Below are 13,221 nucleotides of genomic sequence, written 5' to 3' on the forward strand. Positions count from 1 at the left end.
CTCAATCATCAAGCGCACCAAGCTGTTTCATGCGGACCCGCACCCCCGGCCCAAGACGACCAGCCCCCGCCCTTCTAGTTGCCGGCGCAGCCGAGGCTACTTCTTCGACGGGACGATGATCACCGCGATCAGCGTCAGGATGCTGAAGAACAATCCGAGGATGCCCCAACCGATTGCGCTGCGGCCCTTGGTCGCTGCGATGAGTGCGCAGACGATCGCTGCGATGATGCTGCCGATTGCGACGAAAATGCCTTTGATGCCACGCAGGATGAAGCCTGCGGCCTCCGGCTGGGTGTAGCCGGCCAGCAATAGTTGGTGAAGCATGACGACCTCCTCGACGCCAACTGGGGTCACCCGTCTGAAACCCCGGGAGGAAATACCCCAAACGGCGTGAATCAAACCACGTTCTAGCTGTTATGCAGGCTCTCCACGAATGCCCGGGCCTCGTCCCATGTCGGCAGCAGGCCGGCGGCGCGCACTTCGTCCAAACTCGGTGCGGCGGCGTCCCGGTCGGAAATCAGCAGCTCGTGCCCGCCCGGCCAGTCGATCGCCACGGCGGGATCGGTGGGGGAGATGGTGTGTTCGCGTTGCGGGCTGTACTCGGCCGAACACAAATACATCAACGTCGAATTGTCCTGCAGCGCAAGGAAGCCGTGTGCGAGGCCCTCGGAGATATACACCGACTTGTGGCTGCGGTCGTCCAGCGTTACGGCGTCCCACCGGCCGAACGTCGGCGAGCCCACCCGAATATCGACGACGACGTCGAACACCGAGCCGGACACGCAGGTCACGTATTTGGCTTGGCTCGGCGGCAGTTGGGCGAAGTGCAGACCGCGCAGCACACCGGCGGCCGACACCGAGCAGTTGGCCTGGCGGACGTCCAGGCGATGCCCGGCGAACTCGGTGAAACCGCGGTCGGTGAGCCATTCGAAGAACAGACCGCGCGAATCGGGATGCACCGCCGGCGTGATTTCCCATGCTCCGGCAATGTCGAGTTCACGGACCTGCATCTCATTGACCCTGTCGTTCGTAGCGAGCCTCGGCGGCGTCTTTGAGGGGCCGCCACCACGATTCGTTGTCGCGATACCAGTCGATGGTGGCGCGCAACCCCTCGGCGAAATCGGTATGTTTTGGCGCCCAGCCCAATTCGTCGCTCAGCTGAGACGGATCGATCGCATACCGGAGGTCGTGCCCGACCCGGTCGACGACGTGGTCGAAGTCGTCGGGATCGTGGTCCATCAGCTCGAGCAGGGTCCGCAGCACCGAAAGGTTGTCGCGTTCGCCGTCGGCGCCGATCAGGTACGTCTGCCCGGGCCGACCGCTGTCGAGGATGCGGCGGACCGCGTCGTTGTGGTCCTCGACGTGGATCCAGTCCCGGACGTTGGCGCCCTTGCCGTACAGTTTCGGCCGCCGCCCGGTGAGGACGTTGGTGATTTGGCGTGGGATGAACTTCTCGACGTGCTGATACGGCCCGTAGTTGTTGGAGCAGTTGGAGATTGTCGCGCGCACGCCGTAGGAGCGCACCCAACCGCGCACCAGCAAGTCGGACGCGGCTTTGGTCGACGAATAAGGGCTCGACGGGTTGTAGGGCGTGGATTCGGTGAACCGCTGCGGATCGTCGAGCTCCAGGTCGCCATAGACCTCGTCAGTGGAGACGTGATGCAGCCGCACCCCGAACCGGCGCACCGCTTCCAGAATGGTGAAGGTCCCGATCACGTTGGCGTGCACGAACGACGCCGGATCTGCGAGCGAATTGTCCACATGGGTCTCGGCCGCGAAATGCACCACCGCATCCGACTCGGCGACCAGTTGCGAAACGAGCTCCGCGTCGGTGACGTCGCCCTCGACCAGCCTGATGTCGTTCTCGACGGGAGCCAGTGATTCACGGTTACTCGCATAGGTCATCGCGTCCAACACCGTCACCGCGTCGTCCGGATGCTCGCGCACGGTGGCATGCACGAAGTTCGCGCCGATGAACCCGGCGCCACCGGTCACCAGCAGCCGCATGGCGAAACCCTAGCGTGGCCCTCAGCCGGGAGGTGTCAGATCCAGCGGTCCGGCGAGTGCTTCGAGCGCGCCGAGGAGTTTGCCGTCGGGCCCGCCCAGCACCTGGATCGCCACGTGATCGGCGCCTGCCTCACGGTGCTCGTTGAGCCGCGCCGCGACCTGCTCGGGCGTGCCGTGGGCGACGACGGCGTCAATCAGCTTGTCGCTACCGGGTTTACGCACATCCTCGTCGGTGAACCCGAGCCGGCGCCAGTTGTTCACGTAGTTGCGCAGGCCGAAGTAGTGCTCGGCGGTCCGCCGCCCGATCTCGCGGGCCTCGTTGACGTTCTCGGTCAGCACCACCTTGTGTTCGGGCGCCAAGAACACCGTGTTGCCGACCTGTTCGCGGGCCTGCGCGGTGTGTTCGGGCGTGGTCAGGTAGGGATGGGCTCCGGCGCTGCGTTCGGCCGCAAGAGCCAGCACCTTCGGGCCCAGCGCCGCGAGCACCCGACGGCTGGTCGGCACGCCCGCGCCATCCAGCTCATCGAGGTAGTCGACCAGCGCGTCGTAGGGCTTCTTGTACACGTCGGTGTGCTCGGGGTGGCCTACCCCGACACCCAGCAAAAACCTTCCGGGGTAAGCACTTTCGATGCGTTCGAAGGACTTGGCCACGTCTGCCGCCGGCGATGCCCAGACGTTGACGATCCCGGTCGCCAACTGCAGCGTCGACGTCTCGGCCAGGGCCGGTTCCACCCAACTGAGGTCGGCATCCGGCGATCCACCGACCCAGACGGCGCCGTAGCCCAGCGATTCGATCTGTTTGGCGACGCCCGGGCTGACGGACCGATTGAGCAGCCAGACGCCGTATCGGCCCAAGTCAGGTTTGAGCGAAACGCCCTCGGTCATCGAGATCCCCCTCTGGTTCGTCAGGCCGGGGTCAATCCCAGCGGCCCCGCGAGTTCGGCCAACGCCGACACCAGGTTTTCATCTTTGGTCAGGACCTGTACAGGCACGTGGTCGGCGCCGGCGTCCAGGTGCTCCTTCAGCCGCGCCGCGATGGCCTCTGGGCTGCCGTAGGCCACCAGCGCATCGATCAGGCGGTCGCTGCCCGGAAAAGTGGTCTCTTCCTCGGAGAATCCCAGCCGCTTCCAGTTGTTGCGGTAGTTGGCCAGGTTGAAATACACCGGGAGCAGCTTGCGGGCGACTGCCCGGGCCTGCTCGGCATCGGTGGTCAGCACCGCCTTGTGCTCGGGGGCCAGGAATGCCGACGGGCCCATCAGTTCGCGCGCCTGCGCGGTGTGCTCCGGCGTGGTCAGGTACGGGTGCGCGCCGGCGCTGCGCCGCGCCGACAGCTTGAGCACCTGCGGCCCCAGGGCCGCGACCACCCGACGGTTGGCGGGGACGCCGAATTCGTCGAGCTGGTCCAGGTACTCCACCAGCGCGTCGTAGGGCTTGCGGTATTCGGTGATCGCCTCGGGATGGCCGACACCGATGCCCAGTAGAAAACGACCGGGGTAGGCGCGGTCGATGCGATGGAAGGACTCGGCGACCGGTTTGGCCGCGTCCGACCAGATGTTGACGATGCCGGTGGCCACCTGCAGCGTGGTCGTCGCTTCCAGGATGGGTTCGACCCAGGCCAGCTCGGCCGGCGGCGAGCCGCCGACCCAGACCGACCCGTAGCCGAGGGCTTCGATGTCTTTGGCCTGCTCAGGCGTGACGCCGCGGCCGAAGGATCCGAACCGGCCAAGGTTGGGTTTGCTCGCAACTGAATCGGTCATGGTCGCTCCAACCTACCGCCCGACCGACGCTATTCCGGGGCCCGCGAATTACGGCCGCGCAATTTCCTCGGCAGCCTCGCCGTCCTCTGGCAGGGCCACGTCCACGACGGGCGGCATCTCCAGCGGCAGCAGCACGATGAATCGCGTGTCGCCCGGCACAGACTCGACCCGTAGGTCGCCGTGGTGTTTGTTGACGATGATCTTCCAGGCCAGATCGAGGCCCAGGCCGGTGCCTTCACCCACCGGTTTGGTGGTGAAGAACGGCTCGAAGATGTGCTCGAGCACGTCTTCGGGAATTCCCGGGCCGGTGTCGCAGATCTCGACCCGCAGCATCTCGTTGGCCTCGCGGCAGGTACGGATCGTCAACGTGCCGCCGGCACTTCCCATCGCCGCGATCGCGTTGTCGATGATGTTCGTCCAGACCTGGTTGAGATCGCCCGGGAAGCAGGGGATTTGCGGCAGGGAGTGATCGAATTCTTTGGCCACCTTGATGTGGCAGGTGCTGTCCTTGCCCAACCGGTCGGCGAACATGGTCAGCGTGCTCTTCAACAGATCGTGCACGTCGGCCACCTGGAAGGGCGCCCGATCCATTTGCGAATACTGCTTGGCGTCGGCGACCAGCGCTGAAATGCGTTGGCTGGCCTCGAGAAGCTGATTCATCAACAGCTCGCTCTCGATGGTGTAGCTGATCCATTTGATCGCCTGTCCCAACGACGTCGAGGCTTCCAGTTCCTCGGCGGTGGCGGCGATGCGCTCCAGCCAGTCGGTGTCGATGCCGCCCTCGACGAAGGTCGGCGCGATCTCCCAGCCGTCGTCGATGTCGTGATCGTCCAGCCAGTCACCGACGGCGTCCTCCCGGTCCGCTGTCTCGATCGCAGTCAGGTGTTGGGAAGCCGACTTGGCGACCTGCTCGGCGACGGCATCTTGCAGTCGCACCAAGGCGTTCAGCGTCTCGGGGCTCACGGTGCCGTCGGCCAGCATCGCCAGTTTGCCGCGCATGTTCGAGATCCGGCCACGCAATTCCTGGGCCGCCCGCGCGATGGCGGCGGCCGGGTTGTTCAGCTGATGGGTCAGCCCCGCCGAAAGCTGGCCCAGCGCAAGCAACTTCTCACGATTGTCGATCAACCGACGGGTCCGTTCGGTGCCGACGGCGATGCCGTCGAGCAGGTGAACCGCCATCGGGAACTGGTCTTTCATGAACTCGGCGAACGCCGGAGCATCCATCACGAAAAACCGTGAGGGCTTGGTCACGTGCACCGATGCGGTGTAGAGCTGTTGTTTCTCACCGGTAAACGCTTGCCACGCACCGCAATACACGCCGCGATGCGAGGTTCGGTTGGTTTCGATGTCCTGCCCGCCGGACAGCTTGGACATCGCCAGCTCACCCTCGATCAGCACGTAGAAACAGGTGGCGGGCTCACCTTCGAGAAACAGTGGGCCCGGCTCGTAGTGCGCGATCTCGCCGACGGCGCACAGTGTGGCGAGCTGCTCCTCGCTGAGATGCTCGAAAAGGAACAGCGTGCGCAATTCGTCTGCGTCACAACTACTTTCGACGGTCATGATTCCGCCAGGTAACGGTGCACCAGCATCACGGCCATTGACCCCTCTCCGACCGCCGCCGCGACTCGCTTGGCGGACTCGGACCTCACGTCGCCGGCGACGAATACGCCAGGCACGCTGGTTTCCAGATGATGTGGTGGACGGTCCAGCGTCCAGCCACACACGTTGTGCAGATCCGGCCCGGTGAGGATGAAGCCGTGATCGTCGCGGGCGAGAACGCCGTCGAGCCAATCGGTGCGCGGCGCCGCGCCGATGAAGATGAACATCCGGGCGCATTTGACATCTTCAGTGCGGCCGGTTTTGTTGTCGATCAGGGTGAGGGTCTCGAGGTGCTCATCGCCTGTGGCGCAATGCACTTCGGTGCAGGTGCGGACATTGATGTTGGGCCGCGCCTCGATCTGCTGAATCAGGTAGTGCGACATCGAGGCTTCCAGGGACGGCCCGCGCACCAAGATCGTGACCGATTTCGCCCGGGTCGACAGCTGCATCGCCGCCTGGCCCGCCGAGTTCGCGCCGCCGATGACGTAGACCTCTTCGCCCTCGCAGTCCGCCGCGACCGAGGCGCCGTAATACACGCCGCGCCCGGACAGGACGTCGCAGCCTTCGGCGTTCAACTGGTTGTAGGAGACACCCGTGGCGACGATGATGGCGCGCCCGTCGATCGAGCTGCCGTCGTCGAACCGGACGGTCCGCTTGGATCCGCTGACTTCCAGCGCGACGGCCGTGCGGGTGGTGATGAGTTCGGCGCCGAACTTCTCGGCCTGCCGGCGTGCCCGGGTGGCCAGCTGGTCGCCGGAGACCCCGTCCGGGAAGCCGAGGTAGTTCTCGATCTTCGAGCTCTGGCCGGCCTGTCCGCCGGTCGCGGTGGATTCGATCAACACCGTGTGCAGGCCTTCGGAGGCGCCGTAGACGGCGGCGGCCAGGCCGGCGGGCCCGCCACCGACCACGATCAGGTCGTAGAAGTCCTGCGATGGGGTGGTCGTCAGGCCCAGCTTGTCGGCCAGCTCAGCATCGGTGGGCTCGACGAGAGGGTCGCCCTTCTCGGTCACGACGACGGGCAGCCGCTTGCCGTCCTCACCGGCCGCCAGCAGCAGCTGTTCGCCGTCGGGGTGGTCGGCCTCGAACCACTTGTAGTGCAGCCCGTTGCGAACCAGGAAGTTGCGGGCCTCCCAGGACCGCGCGTGCCAGCGGTGCCCGATGAGCTTGGTGTGCGGGATCGCGCGCTCCGGAGTCCGCCGCCAGGCCTCCAGCAGGTCGTCGATGACGGGGTAGAGCTTCTCCTGGGGCGGATCCCATGGCTTGAGCAGGTAATGGTCCAGGTCGACGACGTTGATGGCGTCGATTGCGGCGTGGGTGTCGGCGTAGGCGGTCAGCAGCACCCGCTTGGCAGCGGGGTAGAGGTCCATCGCCGCTTCGAGGAACTCGATGCCGGTCATCTGCGGCATCCGATAGTCCGCGACCAGCATCGCGACCGTCTCGCCGCGTAGTTTGAGCTGCTTGAGGGTGTCGAGCGCGTCGGGGCCAGATTCAGCTCGGACGATGCGGTTGGCGTCGCCGTAGCGGCGGCGCAGATCGCGCGCAACGGCCCGAGACACCGCGGGGTCGTCGTCGACGGTCAGCATCACCGGTTTGCGGGAGATGGCATCGGCACTTGCGGGGCTAGTCATCAGCGTCAAGTATGCGCTTGTCAGAGCTGGCGCGTCAGGCGACCGTGGCGGCCCCCAAATTCTCTGACAGCGATTTTGGTCAGCACGAATCAGCAGGTATCGTGGAGCAACGGTGCTTCATCGCGCTGGTTTCTCGCGTGCCCTGTCTTAGGAATTTCCTGTCACTGGCTCACGTTGTAGGGCCGGCGCATGCTGCGCTGATCCGGGCGTAGATGCAACGACACTAAACGAGGATTCGAAGAGAAGTATGGCCAAGAAGGACGGCGCCATCGAGGTCGAGGGCCGCGTGGTCGAGCCCCTGCCCAATGCGATGTTCCGCATTGAGCTGGAAAACGGCCACAAGGTGCTTGCCCACATCAGCGGCAAGATGCGGCAGCACTACATCCGCATCCTGCCCGAGGACCGGGTGGTGGTGGAGTTGTCTCCCTACGACCTGTCCCGGGGCCGCATTGTGTACCGCTACAAGTAACGCCAGCCCGAACCAAGCAACCGACGAGTAGACAGAACAGGATCTGAACAGCCGTGAAGGTGAACCCGAGCGTCAAGCCGATCTGCGACAAGTGCAGGGTGATCCGTCGGCATGGACGGGTCATGGTGATCTGCTCTGATCCGCGCCACAAGCAGCGTCAGGGCTAAGAGCCCCGAGCTAGGCGTACACAACTGAATGCAGACCTCCCAGCACCACTGAACGCATAGGGCGTTCAGCCACGTCCGGAACGGAGGCCGGACCCCGAAGCGCTCAGTCGGGAACGGGCTGGGGATTGAGACCTCCGCATAGAGAAGGAATGCCACCCCATGGCTCGACTAATGGGCGTCGACCTCCCGCGCGACAAGCGCATGGAGGTCGCGTTGACGTACATCTTCGGCATCGGCCGAACCCGCTCCCTCGAAATTCTGGCCGCGACCGGGATCGACAAGGATCTGCGCACTAAGGACCTCACCGACGATCAGGTGACCCACATGCGCGACTACATCGAAGGCAACCTCAAGGTCGAGGGTGACCTGCGCCGTGAGGTTCAGGCCGACATCCGCCGCAAGATCGAGATCGGCTGCTATCAGGGCCTTCGGCACCGCCGCGGCCTGCCGGTGCGCGGTCAGCGCACCAAGACCAATGCGCGCACCCGTAAGGGCCCCAAGCGCACCATCGCCGGCAAGAAGAAGGCCAGGTAAGTCATGCCCCCAGCAAAGAAGGCTGCTGCCTCCGCGCCCAAGAAGGGTCAGAAGACCCGGCGGCGGGAAAAGAAGAACGTCCCGCACGGCGCCGCGCACATCAAGAGCACGTTCAACAACACGATCGTGACGATCACCGACCTGCAGGGCAACGTCCTCGCGTGGGCGTCGTCGGGTCACGTCGGCTTCAAGGGGTCGCGTAAGTCGACGCCGTTCGCCGCACAGCTGGCCGCCGAGAACGCCGCCCGCAAGGCGCAGGAGCACGGCGTCCGCAAGGTCGACGTGTTCGTGAAGGGCCCGGGTTCGGGCCGCGAGACCGCGATCCGCTCGCTGCAGGCCGCCGGACTCGAGGTCGGCGCGATCTCCGACGTCACTCCCCAGCCGCACAACGGCTGCCGCCCGCCCAAGCGCAGAAGGGTCTAGGTAAGAAAACATGGCTCGTTACACCGGACCCGTCACCCGCAAGTCGCGCCGCCTCGGCGTCGACCTGGTCGGTGGTGACCAGTCGTTCGAGAAGCGCCCCTACCCGCCCGGTCAGCACGGCCGCGCGCGGATCAAGGAGAGCGAGTACCGCCAGCAGCTGCAGGAGAAGCAGAAGGCCCGCTTCACCTACGGCGTCATGGAGAAGCAATTCCGCCGCTACTACGAAGAAGCGGCCGGCCGTCCCGGCAAGACCGGTGACGAGCTGCTGCAGATCCTCGAGAGCCGGCTGGACAACGTCGTGTACCGGTCGGGCATTGCCCGCACCCGGCGGATGGCCCGTCAGCTGGTCAGCCACGGCCATTTCACGGTCAACGGCGTCAAGGTGACCATCCCCAGCTATCGGGTGTCGCAGTACGACATCATCGACATCAAGGGCAAGTCGCTGAACACCGTGCCGTTCCAGATCGCCCGCGAGACCGCCGGCGACCGTCCGATCCCCAGCTGGATTCAGGTGGTCGGCGAGCAGCAGCGGATCCTGATCCACCAGTTGCCCGAGCGCGCGCAGATCGAAGTGCCGCTCACCGAGCAGCTCATCGTCGAGTACTACTCGAAGTAACACCCCTGCGGCCGGCCGGCCGGAGGTCTTAGCGGCATCAAATAGCGGGTGCCGAGAAGGAGATAAAGAAACACCATGCTGATTTCACAGCGACCGACCCTGTCCGAAGAGATCATCAGCGACAGCCGTTCGCAGTTCGTCATCGAGCCGCTGGAGCCGGGTTTCGGCTACACGCTTGGTAACTCGCTGCGGCGCACGCTGCTGTCCTCGATTCCGGGCGCGGCCGTCACCAGCATCCGCATCGACGGTGTGCTGCACGAGTTCACCACCGTGCCGGGTGTCAAGGAAGACGTCACCGACATCATCCTGAACCTGAAGAGCCTGGTCGTGTCGTCCGAAGAGGACGAGCCGGTCACCATGTACCTGCGCAAGCAGGGCCCGGGCGAGGTCACCGCGGGTGACATCGTGCCGCCGGCCGGCGTCACCGTGCACAACCCGGAGATGCACATCGCTACCCTGAACGACAAGGGCAAGCTCGAGATCGAGCTCGTCGTCGAGCGTGGCCGCGGGTACGTCCCGGCCGTGCAGAACAAGGCCTCGGGTGCTGAAATCGGCCGTATCCCAGTCGATTCCATCTACTCGCCGGTGCTCAAGGTGACCTACAAGGTCGACGCGACCCGTGTCGAGCAGCGCACCGACTTCGACAAGCTGATCCTCGACGTCGAGACCAAGAGCTCGATCGGCCCCCGGGACGCGCTGGCGTCCGCAGGTAAGACGCTGGTCGAATTGTTCGGGCTGGCACGGGAACTCAACGTCGAGGCCGAGGGCATCGAGATCGGCCCGTCGCCTGCCGAGGCCGACCACATCGCCTCGTTCGCCCTGCCGATCGACGACCTGGACCTGACCGTGCGCTCGTACAACTGCCTCAAGCGGGAGGGCGTGCACACCGTCGGCGAGTTGGTCTCGCGCACCGAGTCCGACCTGCTCGACATCCGCAACTTCGGTCAGAAGTCGATCGACGAGGTGAAGGTCAAGCTGCACCAGCTCGGCCTATCGCTCAAGGACAGCCCGGCCAGCTTCGACCCGTCGGAGGTCGCCGGCTACGACGTCGCCACCGGCACCTGGTCGGCTGACGCCGCCTACGACGACCAGGACTACGCCGAAACCGAACAGCTGTAACACCCCAACCTCTCGAAAGAGAGCCGTCCCGGTCCTACCTGATACGGGGGCCGGCCCCATTTAGGAGAAGTCGAAATGCCCAAGCCCACCAAGGGTCCTCGCCTCGGCGGGTCGTCCTCGCACCAGAAGGCGATCCTGGCCAACTTGGCGACGGCGCTGTTCGAGCACGGCCGGATCAAGACGACCGAGCCCAAGGCGCGGGCACTTCGGCCCTACGCCGAGAAGCTGATCACCCACGCCAAGAAGGGCACGCTGCACAACCGGCGCGAGGTGATGAAGAAGATCCGCGACAAGGACATCGTGCACGCGCTGTTCGCCGAGATCGGGCCGCACTTCGCCGACCGCAACGGTGGCTACACCCGCATCATCAAGGTCGAGAACCGCAAGGGCGACAACGCCCCGATGGCGGTCATCGAGCTGGTGCAGGAGAAGACGGTGACGTCTGAAGCCGAGCGTGCGCGTCGGGCGGGTGGGTCGAAGGCCGCCAAGGCTCCGGCTGCCAAGGCCGCACCCGAGGCCGCCGCGGCGGCGCCGCAGGCTGCGGTCGAGCCGGAGGCCATCGCGGACGTGCCGGACGCGGTTGCGGAAGCGCCTGAGGCCGAAGCCGCTGAGGCCGAAGCCCCTGAGGCCGAGGCTCCTGCCGAGGAAGAAGCCAAGGACGCTGACGAGTCCTGATCTGCCGTTGAACGACGTGCCCGCCATCGACTCCGATGGTGGGCACGTTCGTCTTCGGCTCGATATCGCTTACGACGGAACGGAATTCGCGGGCTGGGCCACGCAGGCCGGCCAGCGTACCGTCGCGGGCGTTCTCGAGGAGTCGCTGTCGACGGTGTTTCGCAGCGCGGTGCGGCTGCGCGCCGCCGGTCGCACCGACACCGGTGTGCATGCGACCGGACAGGTTGCTCACGTCGACGTGCCCCTCGACGCGCTACCCAACGTCTATCCACGCACTCCGCGGCCGAACCAGCCCGAATTCCAGCCGTTGGTCCGCCGCCTGGGTCGATTGTTGCCCGCCGACGTCCGTGTCCGTCGAATCGTGCGCGCGCCAGCGGGTTTCGATGCGCGCTTCTCGGCGCTGCGCCGACATTACGTCTACCGGATCTCCACCGCCGACTACGGGGTGGATCCGCACCAGGCCCGCTTCATCACCAGTTGGCCGCGGCTGCTGGACGTCGACGCGATGGCATCCGCCTCTCGGAAGCTGTTGGGGCTCAACGACTTCGCCGCATTCTGCCGACACCGTGAAGGCGCGACGACGATCCGCGACCTGCAACGGTTCGACTGGGAGCGCGACGGCGACCTGATCACCGCGTATGTCACCGCCGATGCGTTCTGTTGGTCGATGGTGCGGTCACTGGTCGGGGCGGTGCTGGCGGTCGGGGAGCATCGCCGGACCGCCAGCTGGTGTGCTCAATTGCTCACCGACACAAGGCGTTCCAGCGACTACGCCGCCGCGCCGGCGAGGGGTTTGACATTGGTCGGGGTGGATTACCCGCCGGACAGCGAGTTGCAGGCGCGCACGCTGATCACCCGCGACCTTCGGAAAAGGGACTAGATCCGGCCGGCGACGAAATTTGCCGCCTGATCCACCAGCCCCGAGTCGATGTATGACGGCTGCAGGTGTGAGGACCAGTGCATATCGTGGATGCCTGGTTTGCAGATCGGGTCGCCTTGCGCGCACTGGTCAATCGTCTTGCCTGCGAAGGCGGGGGCGACGTTGTGGGTGCCGTTACCGAACAAGGCGACCGCCGCGACGTGCCGATCCATACCCGGGGGTATGTGGCCCGCGGCTGCGACGTCAGCCACCTCGGCACCGAGGGAATAGCCGCCGAGCACCTCGCGGGTGTCCGGGCAACTTCTTGCCATGGATTGAACGTGCGCGCCCATATCATTGGCGCCGCTTTCGACGTCGATATTTGCCGGATAGTTGACGCCATAGGCCCCGACCGACATGTTCGGCAGCTTTGCGCGCAGCGAGTTGACCAACGCGTCGCCGACCGCGCCGAGTCCGGGTGGCTCCTCACGGCCGCGGGCGAACACCACCTCCACACCGGGGCAGGCCGCGGACGCCGTTGGCAGCGACGTCCATGCCAGGGGTGCCAGGGCCGGGGCCGTCAGCAATCCGTCGGCGAGCAACGCCACCGCTGCTAGACGGAGTAGGCCAGATCGCATGAGCAAACGGTAACCGGGAAAACTATTCGCCGGCTGTGAGCAACCTATAGATCGGGGGGGTTAGCCGAGTTTGCCGGCGACGAAGTCGGCCGCCTGGTTGACCATGCCGTCCTGGATGTAGCCACCGGCCATGTGTTGGCTCCAGTTGTTCTGCCAGGTGTGCGGGTCGGCCGGGTTGCAGATGGGGTCGGCGCCGTGGCACAGGTCGATGGTCCGGTCGTTGTAGACCGGGTTGAGGTTCGCAATGGGCCCCACCCAATTGCTGCCGTTGCCGAAGAGGGCGACCGCGGCGATGTGCTGATCGGCGCCCGGGGGGAGCGGGTTGTTGAAGCCGAACGCCGAGATCGGGGCCGCCATCACGACGTCGGTGACCGCCGCGCCGAGGGAGTAGCCGCCCAACACGATGCGGGTATCCGGGCAGCCGTTGATCGTCGACTGGACGTGTGCGCTCATGTCGTTGGCGCCGATGTCGACTTGGGTGTCGGCGGGGTAGCGCACGGCGTAGAGGCTGACGCCCCGGTTGACCTTCGATCGCAGCGCGCCGACGAACGCGTTACCGATGACCCCGGCGCCGGCCGGCTCCTGGCGTCCGCGGGCGAACACCACCTCGACGGGCGAGCATGCGGCCGAGGCCGCGGGGATTAGCGCGGGCGCCAACGCCGGCGCCAACACTGATACCGCGGCCAGACCCAGGGCAGCCGCTGCACGCGCAATTGTCATGGGCCGATCC

General features: G+C 65.7%; 17 protein-coding genes. 8 read left to right on the plus strand and 9 right to left on the minus strand.

Annotated features, from left to right (window positions below; genetic code table 11):
* Positions 1-96: 96 nt before the first annotated feature.
* From A5658_RS25335 to A5658_RS25365, 7 genes are all read right to left on the minus strand, one after another.
* Complete coding sequence (locus tag A5658_RS25335) at positions 97-324, minus strand: deoxyribodipyrimidine photolyase (RefSeq protein ID WP_067341959.1); 228 nt, start codon at positions 322-324, stop codon at positions 97-99.
* Positions 325-407: 83 nt separating this feature from the next.
* Positions 408-1,010 (minus strand): dTDP-4-dehydrorhamnose 3,5-epimerase, encoded by a 603-nt coding sequence (gene rfbC, locus A5658_RS25340; RefSeq protein WP_067341961.1) that lies wholly within the window; start codon positions 1,008-1,010, stop codon positions 408-410.
* 1 nt (position 1,011) lies between these two features.
* Positions 1,012-2,007: a dTDP-glucose 4,6-dehydratase gene (gene rfbB, locus A5658_RS25345; protein ID WP_067341963.1), complete on the minus strand. Its 996-nt coding sequence runs from the start codon at positions 2,005-2,007 to the stop codon at positions 1,012-1,014.
* Positions 2,008-2,028: 21 nt separating this feature from the next.
* Positions 2,029-2,892: an LLM class F420-dependent oxidoreductase gene (locus tag A5658_RS25350; protein ID WP_067341966.1), complete on the minus strand. Its 864-nt coding sequence runs from the start codon at positions 2,890-2,892 to the stop codon at positions 2,029-2,031.
* 20 nt (positions 2,893-2,912) lie between these two features.
* A complete protein-coding gene (locus A5658_RS25355) occupies positions 2,913-3,764 on the minus strand; it encodes an LLM class F420-dependent oxidoreductase (RefSeq protein ID WP_067341968.1) in 852 nt (283 codons plus the stop codon).
* A gap of 48 nt (positions 3,765-3,812) precedes the next feature.
* Positions 3,813-5,324 (minus strand): ATP-binding protein, encoded by a 1,512-nt coding sequence (locus A5658_RS25360; protein ID WP_067341970.1) that lies wholly within the window; start codon positions 5,322-5,324, stop codon positions 3,813-3,815.
* Positions 5,321-6,991 (minus strand): FAD-dependent oxidoreductase, encoded by a 1,671-nt coding sequence (locus tag A5658_RS25365; RefSeq protein ID WP_067341972.1) that lies wholly within the window; start codon positions 6,989-6,991, stop codon positions 5,321-5,323. The genes A5658_RS25360 and A5658_RS25365 overlap by 4 nt, the downstream gene beginning before the upstream one ends.
* Positions 6,992-7,238: 247 nt before the next feature.
* Between A5658_RS25365 and infA the strand changes: the two genes are divergently transcribed.
* From infA to truA, 8 genes are all read left to right on the plus strand, one after another.
* Positions 7,239-7,460, plus strand: a complete 222-nt coding sequence (gene infA, locus A5658_RS25370; RefSeq protein ID WP_003418601.1) for a translation initiation factor IF-1 — start codon at positions 7,239-7,241, stop codon at positions 7,458-7,460.
* A gap of 53 nt (positions 7,461-7,513) precedes the next feature.
* Positions 7,514-7,627, plus strand: a complete 114-nt coding sequence (rpmJ, locus tag A5658_RS27780; protein ID WP_003879483.1) for a 50S ribosomal protein L36 — start codon at positions 7,514-7,516, stop codon at positions 7,625-7,627.
* Between the two features lie 159 nt (positions 7,628-7,786).
* Positions 7,787-8,161 carry a 30S ribosomal protein S13 gene (gene rpsM / locus A5658_RS25375; RefSeq protein ID WP_067341974.1) on the plus strand — a complete coding sequence of 125 codons (375 nt, stop codon included), beginning with the start codon at positions 7,787-7,789 and terminating at the stop codon, positions 8,159-8,161.
* Positions 8,162-8,164: 3 nt separating this feature from the next.
* Positions 8,165-8,584 carry a 30S ribosomal protein S11 gene (rpsK, locus tag A5658_RS25380; RefSeq protein WP_067341977.1) on the plus strand — a complete coding sequence of 140 codons (420 nt, stop codon included), beginning with the start codon at positions 8,165-8,167 and terminating at the stop codon, positions 8,582-8,584.
* Positions 8,585-8,594: 10 nt separating this feature from the next.
* Entirely contained in the window at positions 8,595-9,200 is a 606-nt protein-coding gene (gene rpsD / locus A5658_RS25385) for a 30S ribosomal protein S4 (protein ID WP_067341979.1), read from the plus strand.
* A 75-nt stretch (positions 9,201-9,275) separates the two neighbouring features.
* A complete protein-coding gene (locus A5658_RS25390) occupies positions 9,276-10,319 on the plus strand; it encodes a DNA-directed RNA polymerase subunit alpha (protein ID WP_067341981.1) in 1,044 nt (347 codons plus the stop codon).
* A 75-nt stretch (positions 10,320-10,394) separates the two neighbouring features.
* Positions 10,395-10,994 (plus strand): 50S ribosomal protein L17, encoded by a 600-nt coding sequence (gene rplQ / locus A5658_RS25395; RefSeq protein WP_067341983.1) that lies wholly within the window; start codon positions 10,395-10,397, stop codon positions 10,992-10,994.
* Positions 10,995-11,001: 7 nt separating this feature from the next.
* On the plus strand, positions 11,002-11,874 hold the full coding sequence (gene truA, locus A5658_RS25400; RefSeq protein WP_067341985.1) for a tRNA pseudouridine(38-40) synthase TruA: 873 nt from the start codon (positions 11,002-11,004) through the stop codon (positions 11,872-11,874).
* Here the strand turns inward: truA and A5658_RS25405 are convergent.
* A complete protein-coding gene (locus A5658_RS25405) occupies positions 11,871-12,491 on the minus strand; it encodes a cutinase family protein (protein ID WP_067341987.1) in 621 nt (206 codons plus the stop codon). The genes truA and A5658_RS25405 overlap by 4 nt on opposite strands.
* Positions 12,492-12,551: 60 nt before the next feature.
* The gene (locus A5658_RS25410; RefSeq protein WP_067341990.1) at positions 12,552-13,211 is read right to left on the minus strand and encodes a cutinase family protein; all 660 of its coding nucleotides are present in this window, start codon (positions 13,209-13,211) and stop codon (positions 12,552-12,554) included.
* Positions 13,212-13,221: the final 10 nt, after the last annotated feature.

This window comes from Mycobacterium sp. 1245111.1 (genome assembly GCF_001673405.1).
Lineage (GTDB): Bacteria > Actinomycetota > Actinomycetes > Mycobacteriales > Mycobacteriaceae > Mycobacterium.

What these genes read in the sequence shown, in the direction of transcription:
- A5658_RS25335 (WP_067341959.1), bottom strand. Translation starts at nt 324, where the DNA reads ATGCTTCACCAACTATTGCTGGCCGGCTACACCCAGCCGGAGGCCGCA.
- rfbC (WP_067341961.1), bottom strand. Translation starts at nt 1,010, where the DNA reads ATGCAGGTCCGTGAACTCGACATTGCCGGAGCATGGGAAATCACGCCG.
- rfbB (WP_067341963.1), bottom strand. Translation starts at nt 2,007, where the DNA reads ATGCGGCTGCTGGTGACCGGTGGCGCCGGGTTCATCGGCGCGAACTTC.
- A5658_RS25350 (WP_067341966.1), bottom strand. Translation starts at nt 2,892, where the DNA reads ATGACCGAGGGCGTTTCGCTCAAACCTGACTTGGGCCGATACGGCGTC.
- A5658_RS25355 (WP_067341968.1), bottom strand. Translation starts at nt 3,764, where the DNA reads ATGACCGATTCAGTTGCGAGCAAACCCAACCTTGGCCGGTTCGGATCC.
- A5658_RS25360 (WP_067341970.1), bottom strand. Translation starts at nt 5,324, where the DNA reads ATGACCGTCGAAAGTAGTTGTGACGCAGACGAATTGCGCACGCTGTTC.
- A5658_RS25365 (WP_067341972.1), bottom strand. Translation starts at nt 6,991, where the DNA reads ATGACTAGCCCCGCAAGTGCCGATGCCATCTCCCGCAAACCGGTGATG.
- infA (WP_003418601.1), top strand. Translation starts at nt 7,239, where the DNA reads ATGGCCAAGAAGGACGGCGCCATCGAGGTCGAGGGCCGCGTGGTCGAG.
- rpsM (WP_067341974.1), top strand. Translation starts at nt 7,787, where the DNA reads ATGGCTCGACTAATGGGCGTCGACCTCCCGCGCGACAAGCGCATGGAG.
- rpsK (WP_067341977.1), top strand. Translation starts at nt 8,165, where the DNA reads ATGCCCCCAGCAAAGAAGGCTGCTGCCTCCGCGCCCAAGAAGGGTCAG.
- rpsD (WP_067341979.1), top strand. Translation starts at nt 8,595, where the DNA reads ATGGCTCGTTACACCGGACCCGTCACCCGCAAGTCGCGCCGCCTCGGC.
- A5658_RS25390 (WP_067341981.1), top strand. Translation starts at nt 9,276, where the DNA reads ATGCTGATTTCACAGCGACCGACCCTGTCCGAAGAGATCATCAGCGAC.
- rplQ (WP_067341983.1), top strand. Translation starts at nt 10,395, where the DNA reads ATGCCCAAGCCCACCAAGGGTCCTCGCCTCGGCGGGTCGTCCTCGCAC.
- A5658_RS25405 (WP_067341987.1), bottom strand. Translation starts at nt 12,491, where the DNA reads ATGCGATCTGGCCTACTCCGTCTAGCAGCGGTGGCGTTGCTCGCCGAC.
- A5658_RS25410 (WP_067341990.1), bottom strand. Translation starts at nt 13,211, where the DNA reads ATGACAATTGCGCGTGCAGCGGCTGCCCTGGGTCTGGCCGCGGTATCA.